Raw genomic sequence first — 1,600 nt, 5'->3', positions numbered from 1 at the left:
CGGTCTGCGGCTTCCACACGGAACAGGAGAAGGCATTACCCGACACAGCCCGCCCGCGAGGGTCGAGCGAGAGGGAGCACCCCGGGCAGACGCAACTGTGAGGGGCTGAGTACCGATGCGGGAAGTGTCGGCGGACCGGCCCGTAGTAGTGATGAGGCCCCTGTAATGGGGGCGGAGCGAAGGGGCCGGGTCGTTCGTGACTGAGTTGATCACATCAACCGGACCGTGTCCGGGAGGAGTGCGATGGGCCAGTTGAAGTCATCGATCAAGCCGTTTGGGATTTCGAAGTGGGAAGTCAAGGAGGCGTGGGAGGAAGTCAGGGCCAACAAAGGTGCACCGGGAGTGGACGGGCAGAGCATCGATGACTTCGAGAAGGACCTGAGGAACAATCTCTATAAGGTCTGGAACCGGATGTCATCGGGCTCCTACTTCCCTCCTCCGATGCGTGCGGTGGAGATTCCCAAACCACAAGGTGGCGGCACGAGAATGCTTGGCATTCCCGCTGTCGCCGATCGCGTGGCCCAGACCGTCGTGGCTCGTCATCTGATGCGAAGGGTGGAGCCAATTTTCCACCCTGATAGCTTCGGATACCGGCCGGGGCGGTCCGCCTTGGATGCCGTGGAGAAGTGTCGGGAACGCAGCTGGAAAAGGAGTTGGGTTGTCGAGTTCGACATCTCCAAGTTTTTCGACAGCGTGCCCTGGGACCTCCTGGTCAAGGCGGTGGAGGCTCACACCGACGCCGTCTGGGTGAACTTGTATGTCCGGAGGTGGCTCGCCGCCCCGCTCGTCATGCCCGACGGCACCCTGCTGGAACGGGACCGCGGCACCCCGCAAGGGGCCCCGGTGTCTCCCGTCCTGGCGAATCTGTTCCTGCACTACGCGTTCGACGCTTGGATGGCCCGGGAGTTCCCGACCATCTGGTTCGAGCGCTATGCGGACGACGCGGTGCTGCACTGCGTCACCAAGCGCCAGGCCCTGGAGGTCCTGGACGCGCTCAGGGACAGGATGTCCGAAGTCGGGTTGCAGCTGCACCCGGCCAAGACCCGGATCGTGTACTGCAAGGACTCACAGCGCCGGGGCTCGTACGAGCACACGGCGTTCACGTTCCTCGGGTACACATTCCGGCCCAGGCGGAACCGGAACAAGTGCGGCAGGCAGTCTGTCGGCTTCGCTCCGGGAATCAGCAGACAGGCCCTGACGAGGATCGGGCGCACGGTGAGGTCCTGGCACCTGCACCGGCGAACCGGTCTGACCTTCCACGAGCTCGCCCGGTGGATCAATCCCATGGTGGCGGGCTGGATCAACTACTACAGCCGGTTCCGGTGGTGGGAGTTGGAACCCCTCGCGATGCGCATCAACGCCTACCTGGTGCGATGGATCCAGGCGAAGTACAAGCGGCTCGCGGGCAAGAAGAAGGCCCTGGCGAAGCTGCGGGAGATCGCCAAGCGATACCCCCGCATGTTCGCCCACTGGCGCCTGTCTCCGACACAGTGCGCCGTGCTGATCTGATGACCAGGACGACAAGAGCCGTGTAACGGGAGACTGTTACGCACGGTTCTGTGAGGGCCGGGGGGTGAGATTCCCCCCGGCTACTCGGCGG

At 63.8% G+C, this 1,600-nt stretch carries 1 protein-coding gene; it reads left to right on the top strand.

The annotated features are described in order from the left end of the window. Positions 1-243: 243 nt before the first annotated feature. A complete protein-coding gene (gene ltrA / locus ACZ5WC_RS33160) occupies positions 244-1,509 on the top strand; it encodes a group II intron reverse transcriptase/maturase (RefSeq protein ID WP_468544293.1) in 1,266 nt (421 codons plus the stop codon). Positions 1,510-1,600: the final 91 nt, after the last annotated feature.

It is taken from the genome of Streptomyces sp. NPDC033165, from assembly GCF_055577965.1.
The sequence above is the reverse complement of the archived record's forward strand: the minus strand, read 5'-3'. Positions and strand labels throughout refer to the sequence as shown.